The organism is Paraburkholderia fungorum (assembly GCF_046026025.1).
GTDB lineage: Bacteria > Pseudomonadota > Gammaproteobacteria > Burkholderiales > Burkholderiaceae > Paraburkholderia > Paraburkholderia fungorum_E.
The window spans coordinates 41,295-50,981 of record NZ_JAQQFL010000051.1 but is presented as its reverse complement, the minus strand read 5'-3'; the positions used below and the strand labels follow the sequence as shown (position 1 = coordinate 50,981).

General features: G+C 56.2%; 3 protein-coding genes. All 3 read left to right on the top strand.

Annotated features, from left to right (window positions below):
- A partial coding sequence (locus PQR67_RS35755; protein WP_408467508.1) for a hypothetical protein occupies positions 1-1,704 on the top strand: 1,704 nt, incomplete at its 5' end.
- A gap of 20 nt (positions 1,705-1,724) precedes the next feature.
- Positions 1,725-3,818 (top strand): hypothetical protein, encoded by a 2,094-nt coding sequence (locus tag PQR67_RS35750; RefSeq protein ID WP_408467506.1) that lies wholly within the window; start codon positions 1,725-1,727, stop codon positions 3,816-3,818.
- A gap of 14 nt (positions 3,819-3,832) precedes the next feature.
- Positions 3,833-9,682, top strand: a complete 5,850-nt coding sequence (locus tag PQR67_RS35745; RefSeq protein ID WP_408467505.1) for a DEAD/DEAH box helicase — start codon at positions 3,833-3,835, stop codon at positions 9,680-9,682.
- Positions 9,683-9,687: the final 5 nt, after the last annotated feature.

Genomic DNA, 9,687 nt, shown 5'->3' with positions numbered 1-9,687 from the left:
AACGGAATTCTTCCACTTATCGAGGCTCATTTTGGCATCTGGTATTCGAACCTACGTGTTCCGACACCGCCTGTTTCCTGCCTCATTTTGCTATCAAGAAAAAACAAGGATTTAGCTCGAAAGTGGGGAGTAGAAGCCGAGCCTATTGGAGAAGACTGGCTGTTGGCTGGGCCCGTCGCAGCCCGAGATGCGCAGTCTTTGTATCAATACCTTGGCCTCGGCGGTGAAGACTCGTTACCGTCGATATCTCAAGCCTTGATGCTAACCGGGGGATTCAAATCGGGTTCGGGATTCCTCGGACGAGCATCCTTACTGCCAAAGATTGAAATCGCAGGCCCGGGTACCGCTGTGCTTACGGGTACCGACATCAATGGACCGGCGTACGCGCTCCGAGCTGAGGTGTCACGAATTTATTCGATAGATGCAAAGGAGTCTCTCTCGGGCGCTTACAAGATTCGGCTTGAGGAAGACATAGTTCCAGGGATTGAACCGCTGGCTGTAGAAAAATCGGTTGTCTTTTTCCCGGATGCTCTTGAACACGTTGAACTCGCCGCAATCGACCAAACGCTTTGGCATCAAGCGCCCGAGACCAGCACGAGAAAGACAGTCCGGACAGCAATTGAGTTTGCCCCATTTGCCGAACGCCGGTCCGAATGGTCCCCCGATTCGTCCGAACGCTTCCACGATTTGCTGGAGGCTATCTATGCGGAAGGTCGTCTAGGATGGTCGGAACAGGAGCTTGTTACCAGTATCCGCCGCCTCCTAGGTGCGGATATCCCAGCTGTCTGGGACATTCTTCGTGGGTTGACGGAGTGCGGGTGGCTGATGGTCACCTCGAATGTTAGGTGGCGCGTTCGACGTTGGTGGATTCGTCCTCCCTCTTTGGTCAAGCTTAGCCTTGTGGACGGAACAGAGGGATTGCTTCTGATTGGGAGCACGCCGGCGATGATACGAAAACGCTTTACGGAGACCGCAGCGGCAGCTGGGTGCGTCGTTGAAGAGCGAGAGGGGCCGAGCGAATTCGCTGCTTCGATGTTGCTGGCGAAGGGTGCCGCTATCCAGTCTGTCGTCGACGAGTTGCAATGGTCAGTAGTAGAAGAATTCACTGTGCCGTCATCGGCCGCACCAGACTGCTGGCCACTGGAGAACGTTGACGAGTCTCGCCACCGGCGAGTGGCTAGATGGAACTGGAAAGCAGGCTGTTTCACCAGTCGAGAACAGATTCAAAGTGACTCTGTGGGGCTAGAACGTTTCAGGCGTGAACGTGGCGACCGGGATGACTTGTTCGTAGTAAGCGGACCAAACGGCGCAACAAGGTATGCGACGACCTCGCGCACGCGTGCCATTGCTGAAGCGTATCGCCGCGCGCAAGTTCCGCTGTTCCAGCTGGACGGTGCCAATCTCGTCAGGATGCCACGCGATGGCCATCTGCCCGACTCGCTTGCAGCGATGGCATTGGTGCTGACCTGCCGCAGCCCTGGCCCAGCCTTGGTTGATGGTCGCTGGACTTACGTTTATCCGGCAGATACGTCATGGGTCCAGTCCGTTCGCGCCGTGATGGGCAGGTTCTTCGTCGGCGGTCGCCTTGAGTCGCCGAAAGAAGGCGGGCATCTACCGGCCGAAACGTTCGGCTATTTGCGCAACAGGAATTTATTTCGCGTCCATGGATGCGGGCCGGCGTTTGTGTGGACCCGCAGCCACTAAATCGAATTACGGAGCTGTAGATGGAAGATGAGTTGTTCCTTGGCAAGGTGCTCAAAAACGAAATGACGTGGGCGCGGATGGAGCCATTGGCAGTCAGACGTGACGGACGCTGGATAGAAATCGACGACACAATCCAGATGTTTCCGAGCGAAGGAAAGGTATTTTCGAAACGCCCTTTGCTTAACGCGCCGTTAAACAGCCTTTGGACTTTCAAACGACGAACAAACGAGCGACGGGAGGGGGCCGACCTTCTGCTCGCGGAGGAGATTGTCAAGGCGACGCCACTTGTCGACCTATCGGAGATGTCAGTCGAACAAGCTCGTCAACGCTTGTTCGGGCAGGGAGTCGACCTAAAAATTGAGGGGAATTCTTCGACAGCAGTCGTTCTTCTTTCGGACGACATGTTTTGCGAAATTACTCTCTCACGCTCCGCCGATGGATTGTGGAAAGCTAATCCAGTATTCCGCAACGTATCGTTGCGAGAGGCTCCTCAGACGTGGAATGGCGTTCGCCCATTTGAAGGTCTACGGGTACTGCCGTCGCAGTCGATTCCGCTAGCTCCGATAATTGAGAGTGTGAATTGGTGTAGCGACCAAGACTTTGTTGAGCGCGTAATTGAACGATTCCGCAAGTTCACTCAACACGTCGGCGACACGTCATATGCACGGCCTTCAAAGGAGAGTGTGAAATATATCGCGCGCGCTCTTCAGCAGGCGGACCTGATGCCGGGAGACGAAAACGACGTCGAGTTGAACTTGGAGCGACTAGAAGCTCAGTGGCCCATCCTCGAAGCTCGCTTTGAGGCGTCCGAGAGTCTCAGCGCGCTTCTTCTTGGTCTAAAAGCCAATAAGGACAAAATAAGCGCGGCTGCTGAGAGCGCAGCTCAGCACGCAATGGAGGCGGCGCGTCCAGAGTTCGAACGCAAGGTACGTGAGGAAGTCGAAGTCACGCTCGCGCAGATGCTCAGTAGGCGCGATGAACTGTCTCTGGAGGTCGACTCCCTTGCACAGCGTCGTGTAGTAGTCGCACAAGAGTTGACCGAGCTTGAAAATCAGTGTGCCGAGGGGCGCAAAGAGCGGCAAATCCTTTCGGACAATTTGCGCAGCGTTGCCGGCGACCTCCGCGCAGGTAACGCTCATGGTTCCCATCAAGAACAAGCGGCGTTCAAACTCGTCGCCGAACGCATCGAAGGCGCGTTGGAGCAGAGTGGCTATCGAGGGCCGGGTCTCATTCCGTCTCCCGTTCCCTCTTGGGGGCTTCCCGCGATGGACGTCGGAACCCGGGACATTCAGCGCGACGCGCTGCAGGCTCGGTTTGCCGAAGAAGCTGAACTTCATGCGGTAGAAAAAGATTCTTTAAGGCTAATTGACGTTTTCAGTCGAGCCGGTGAACTCGTTCTGATATGCGGAACTCAGGCTGAGCTTGCTCTGCGTGCGTATGCTCGATGCGTGACCGGCGGAGCATATCGAACAATGGCGTTGGACCCAAGCATTATCGGACTCGACGACCTGTGGCGAGCGCCGGGAACTCAAGCGCCTACTGTTTTGGCTAACGCATGGCACACCGCTGTTTGTGAGCCGGACTCGTTGCACATTGTTTGCCTAAGGAACCTCGACGCGGCTCCGTTCAGCCTTTGGCTCGCGTCGCTCCAAGCAGTTCTCTCTTCGAATTCACGACCAAAAAACTTGCTTGTACTTGCGACGACCACCGCACGAGAAGAAGCGCATTCGGCTGGCGTCGCCAGTGACCACCGCGTGGGGGAATATCTGGTGCCGGTTTGTCCTGGCGTGCACGAGCAGGGTTCAACGTCAGTGTTAGGTTCAATCGTCTCGCCTGTCATGCCTCCGAGTCGCGTACGTTTATCTCTTGAGGATGCGCCGGCCGACTCGACGACCAACGGTTGGTTGGCACGTATCAGCTCAATGAAAACGGGGCCGCACTCATTGTCCCGTCTGGCAAGGCTCGGGGATGCGCTGACTGGAGCCGACGCCGACGCGATGATGGAAAGTTTGCATGAATGGGGGCGATTTCTTTTTTTGCCTGACCAGACTAAGTTGCCATCCTGCATCAAAGATGGCTATGCAGTGTTGAATAAATTGCTGTATCAAAGCTAACCGGACGCGAACCTATGCTTGACCCTATTGGCGCAACTCACCGAATTCGCGAATTTTTCCTCGCCTACTTGGACACTGCCTTCCGCATTCGCGACAAAAATGTCGCTGCAGCTCGGCGCGAGCTGTTGAACAAGCATGGAACGTTGACTACGGAAGCATTCCTTGAGCCTGTCCCTCGGTATGAGCAGGTACCGCATACGTTGGAAGAACTCATCGACCTCGAAGACGGAAGTCCGCTTCAGCACTTCAGTCAAGCGGCAAAACGAGCGTTCATAGAATTGGCATTGTCGGGCCTCTTTCCGGGCGCTGCTTCCAATAACGATGACGTTCGGCGACGCAGCCTATTTCGGCCGTATGTTCACCAATGGGAAATGCTCGGTCGCGGCGTTCGTTCGGGCGCCCCTGGGATAGTCACGTCCGGAACCGGCTCAGGCAAGACCGAGTCGTTCATGCTACCAATCCTCGCCACGATAGCTCGTGAGGCCGTGCTTTGGCCTTCACTCAACAGTGTGGAGCGAGGAAATAAATGGTATCTCGACCAGAACGAAGAGTTCATCGCCCAACGCGCAGCGGAAAGTAGTCGGCGACCCCAAGCGGTTCGGGCGCTACTAATCTATCCGATGAACGCGTTGGTGGAAGACCAAATGACGCGTCTGCGCCGTGCACTGGACTCCGATGAAGCAGCTGCGGTAATGGCGGAACGCTTTGGAGGAAATCGAATTTTTTTTGGCCGATATACAGGCGCGACGCCGGTGACTGGTTATCTGAACCATCCAAGAAGAGCCGGCACGCAAAAAGAAAAGCGGAAACGAGCTCGAAGAATGGAGCTTATGCGGACCCGGATGACTGAGATGTCGGAAATGCAAATACTTGCTCGGGAACATGATGCCCGCGAGCAAGCTGAAGCGGCTGCGACGGGAGGCGAGGAGCCAGAGCTGACCAGGTTTTTGTTCCCATCGGTCGACGGTGGCGAAGTGGTAACGCGATGGGACATGCAAGCGACTCCTCCCGACATCCTCATTACCAACACGTCAATGTTGGCAACGATGCTCGTCCGAGAAGTGGATGAACCTATCTTCGCCTCGACGCGGAAATGGCTTGAGGAAAACGACGACTCATACTTCTTTCTTGTTCTAGACGAGCTTCACTTGATTCGCGGGTCAGCGGGGATGGAGGTCGTTGGGTTACTGAGAAGCTTGTTTGCAAAGCTCGGGCTGGACCGCCCGGAACATCGACACAAGATTCGAATACTTGCGTCGAGTGCGTCGTTGCCGGATAACGGTCCCGCCGCGTCGGAAAGCTTGGACTATCTTTTCGACTTCTTTGGTAGTTTCGGGACGTCGCAAGGGAAAGGTGACATGGGTTTCACCTCTCCGTCTGATTGGCGGAATTCCATTGTACGCGGCCGACAAATCAGCCAAAAATTCGCGGGAACGTTACCTCTTGAGACGCTTCCTTTCACTGAGTTGACGTCAGCGTTGGAAGTTGAAGGTTCTGACTTCGCAGCTCAGTTCTCAAAGCGAAGCGTAGCTGTGGACGCAGCGATTGTTAAGGTGGCGCGGGCGTTGGGCGAAAACGCAGTTTCGCCGGAGCTTCTGCCGACGACGCTAGCGCGTTCAATTGCTACTGCTTCTGCCGCAATAGTCCATGGCTGCTCGACGGGCGACGGCGACGCTTCCACGCTGCGTGCGACCTCGGTTGCAGACATCGCTGAACGATTGTTCGGTGGCCGTGACTCTGAGTCCCAGAAAGCGGTTCGAGGTCTGTGTATCTTGCGTGGATTGGCCGATTCTGTATCGAGCCCCGAGACATATGGCGTAAAGGTCGCCGAGGGACTCCCCAGCGTTCGACTCCATGCCTTTTTTCGAAGCATTGAAGGTATGTTCGCCGCGCCGTATCGGGACAGTGGTGGCAAATTACGGTTTGATGGACTGTCGGTCGAGCGTGGGCACACGCATGCCTCATGCGATGACGGAGTGTCCAGACGACTGTTTGAGCTGGTCTATTGCGAAGCTTGCGGCGAATTGTTTATCGGCGGCCGCCGAAACGCTGACAGTAACTCCCGCGCGACCGAGCTGCTGACCACCGCACCTAATCTTGAGCAGCTACCCGAAGCCGCGGCAAACACAAGCTATGAGAGCCTCAGCTACAACGAGTACGCAATCTTCTGGCCTCGCGCCGGCGAACCCAAGGATGGCGAAGCGAAAGGGGAAGAGTGGGCACACGCCTCCCTCGATACGCGAAACGCTGTCGTGTCCCCCGCCGGTCACGAAGACCCGACTCATCTGATGGGACGGTTGTTCTATGTGAATCCGTCGAACGATTGGGTCAAGAAACCTGGTTCTGCCTCCCCACGTTGTTGTCCCGCCTGTGGAACCGACTACAGCCGGCGCAAGCCGGGGATGGGCGCTCTGTCGCCGCTTCGAAGTTTCCGAACAGGTTTTGCGAAGACCTCGCAGTTGTTGGCCACGGAACTTTTTTCCGTACTTCGCGTAAGTGGGCGAAGCGCGAAATCTGTCGTCTTTTCCGATAGCCGACAGGACGCGGCTCGGGCAGCGCTCGATATCGAACGGCGGCATCATCAGGACACGCGTCGTCAGATGCTCATCGAGGCGTTGAAGTCCGTAGTCGCCTCTCGCCCGACTACCGAGGCAATCGATGACCTGAATAGGCGCTTCGATGAGGCAGTTGCAAGGCGAGAGTTCGCCAAGTTGGAGAAGCTGTCCGCCGAACTCGCAAAAGCTCAACGTTCGACGGACCCTTCCCGCGTTCCGTTGACGGAAGTTATCGAGCCTGTCTTGTTGGCCTCAAGCGAATTAAGGTCGTATCTGCGTCGGCACGTTGAGTTGGGTATTCACCCGACCGACCCAGCGGGAATCGCTCATATCGGCAAGCGGGCATGGAACGAGTGGATTGTGCCGGAGGGAGCGAGCGGCAATCCGGAATGGCCAGCACATAGCGACAGCGGGGATGAAGGAGAAGCTCGTGCTTATATACGCGAGGAACAACGGCCTCTGGCCTACGAGGTTCTTTTCTCGAAGACCTACTTTGCGCTTGAGGAAACGGGTATCGGCTATCCTTCCATAACGCCAACACAGACCCCCAGTTCTGACAGGCTTGATGCCTACTTACGGGTGTTTGCCGACGCATACAGGGTGGCGGGCAACCGCTGGGCAGATGAGGCTGCGCATGTCGGTAGCGCTCATGAACTTGGGCAAAGAAGTCGCATTTCCCGATTCGCGCAGGCTAGCGCTCCGGCTGCGCCGATTGCGGAGCTTGACGATGTGCTCGAACGGTTTCGGGCCCACGAGCACGCACAAGGCATAGTTGAGCTGAGCAAACTGCACATCAGACTTAGCCAGCCCGGTGACCCGTACTATCGATGCTCAAACTGCGGTCGCGTACACCTTCATCGAGGTACTGGTATCTGTACCCGATGCTTTGACCCGTTGCCGCCGGACCGGGAGGGCCAGGTTGAGGAGCTCTGGGCCTCCAATTTCTTGGCACGCCGGGCTATGCGTTCCGAACAGGCTGGTGAATCGGCATTTCGCCTTCATTGCGAAGAGCTGACAGGACAGACGGGTTCGCCTGCAGGGCGCTTGCGCGCTTTTAAAGGGATTTTCGTCGGGGCGGAAAAATCTGCTGAATTTGACTTGGCTAAGCGCGTCAATGAAATCGACTTACTGTCGGTCACAACGACCATGGAAGTGGGAATCGACATTGGGGCGTTGCAGGCGGTGTATCAGGCTAACATGCCACCGCAGCGTTTCAATTACCAACAGCGCGTAGGCCGCGCCGGTCGCCGTGGTCAGGCATTTTCGATGGTATTGACACTGTGTCGCAGCCGAAGTCACGACCTGCACTATTTTCGAAACCCTCGAAAGATTACGGGTGATGTCCCGCCGCCGCCATTCCTGACAATTGGACATTCGGTCATTGGTGAACGAATCGTCAGGAAAGCTTGGCTGGCCGAGGCTTTCTCCATGCTGAGAGATGAGGACGGGCCAAACTATCCGGGCGACGACCTTACTGATACGCACGGAGAATTCCCAGGAGCATCAGATATTTTCGCACCCAGTGCCCCTTGGCGGCGACGATTGGAACAGGCATTGGAGGCTACGACAGCCGCCCGAGATAGAGTGATTGGAGCTCTAACCGACGGCCAAGTCGCGGTGGCACAACAGATGAAGTCGGCGATGACGCCTCTAAGCCTCACGGGGCACATTTGGTCTTTCGCAACTGAGGGCGCGAGCAGCCCCTTACCGCTGGGTCAGTTTCTTGCGGAGCAGGGATTGCTTCCGATGTACGGTATGCCGACCAGAGTCCGCGACCTGTATGTCGGGACAGAGGAAAACGAGGAGAACGGCCTCAGCTTCGCGAGCATTGACCGCGACTTGGATATCGCGGTCTACGAGTTCGCTCCTGGTCGTTCGCTTATTCGCGACAAGCAAAAGCATGAATCGATTGGATTTTCTCCGGCACTACGGGAGCCAGACGCCCCCTCAAGCCGGGCAATTAGCTTCGGTTCATGGAGTTCCGAACACCGGTACATCGGTTTCTGCGAGTGTTGTGGCGCGGTCTCAAGTCGTGGAGAGGAGCCGGTTGAGGCAATTAAATGTGTTGACTGCGACAGCAACATCCCGAGTGAGCGGTTCTCGCGCTATACCAGTCCTGTTGCCTTCACGACAGACTTCCAGCCAAAGTCCGTCGAAGAAGGCGAGATGACACCAGTCTTCAAAAGAGTGACAACTACGGAAGCTTCCTTGGTTTCTCTCGCAGAAGTGTTGGGTTCAAACATGTCCGTAGGCCGGACCAGCGAAGCGCGCGTGCTGCGACTGAACGACGGTCAAGTAGATGACAATGGTGTCGCCCAGCCGTTCCAGATGATTCCCGTCGCAGAGCACCGTGTGTCAGTACCCCGCAACCGCAAATGGATATTACCTGGTCAGCGGATTACGGCGGCGAAGTTTGCGGAATTGGATTTACGCGGACGCGTGAAACGAGATTCCGACCACGTCGATGAACCCGTGCGCCTTATGGCGCGAAAGAAAACTGACGCGATATACCTTACACCGTCTAAAGTTATCGACGAGCTCGACATTGCCCGTGTTGGTCGTGACTTCAATGATACGTCTGTTCGCGCGGCGCTTATCAGCTCCACGCATCTCCTAATGCAGCGGGCCTCGCTTGAACTTGATATTGCGCCCGAGGAGTTTGAAGCCCTCGAACCCCGGCTCCGTAACGGAAAACCTCTGCTGCAAATCGCCGATTTCCTGGTTAACGGCGCTGGTTTTTCGAACCGGTTGGCTGATGGAACGCCACCGATGATTGTCGAACTGGCACGGTCGATGGTTGAGCGGCCCACCGAGGACCCTCTGGTGGCTCCCTTCTTCAACGAAAGGCATCGTGGGGGGTGCTCTCAAGCCTGCTACGAGTGTATGCAGCGGTATGGCAACCGTTCGTACCATGGCCTACTGGACTGGCGCTTGGGGATTTCGATGCTACGGGTGTTCCTCGATGCTTCATGGAAGGTTGGCCTCGATGGCGATTGGAATCAAGCACCAGAGCTTGCAGACTGGCCAATATTAGCGTGGCGCTCGGCGGAGGACATCGTGGCGCTCAGTCCAGACTTATATCAACTTGTGCCAGCTGGTCGTTTGCAGCTACCGTCGATACAGGTGCGAAATTCGACGCGTCGGTTTGTTGTTGTTCATCCTTTTTGGGCGAGAGCTGCGGCGATGAAGGTTGTTGATGACGGTTTTCGTGGCACGACGCTTCTCGTCGATACCTTTCAGGCTGTGCGACGGCCGCAACGCGTGCTGCACGCAGCTCAAGACTACGCGCTGCGACAAGGCTGGATTTAGCAACA

Excerpts from the sequence above, each read along its gene's own strand:
- PQR67_RS35750 (WP_408467506.1), top strand. The coding sequence starts at position 1,725 with ATGGAAGATGAGTTGTTCCTTGGCAAGGTGCTCAAAAACGAAATGACG.
- PQR67_RS35745 (WP_408467505.1), top strand. The coding sequence starts at position 3,833 with ATGCTTGACCCTATTGGCGCAACTCACCGAATTCGCGAATTTTTCCTC.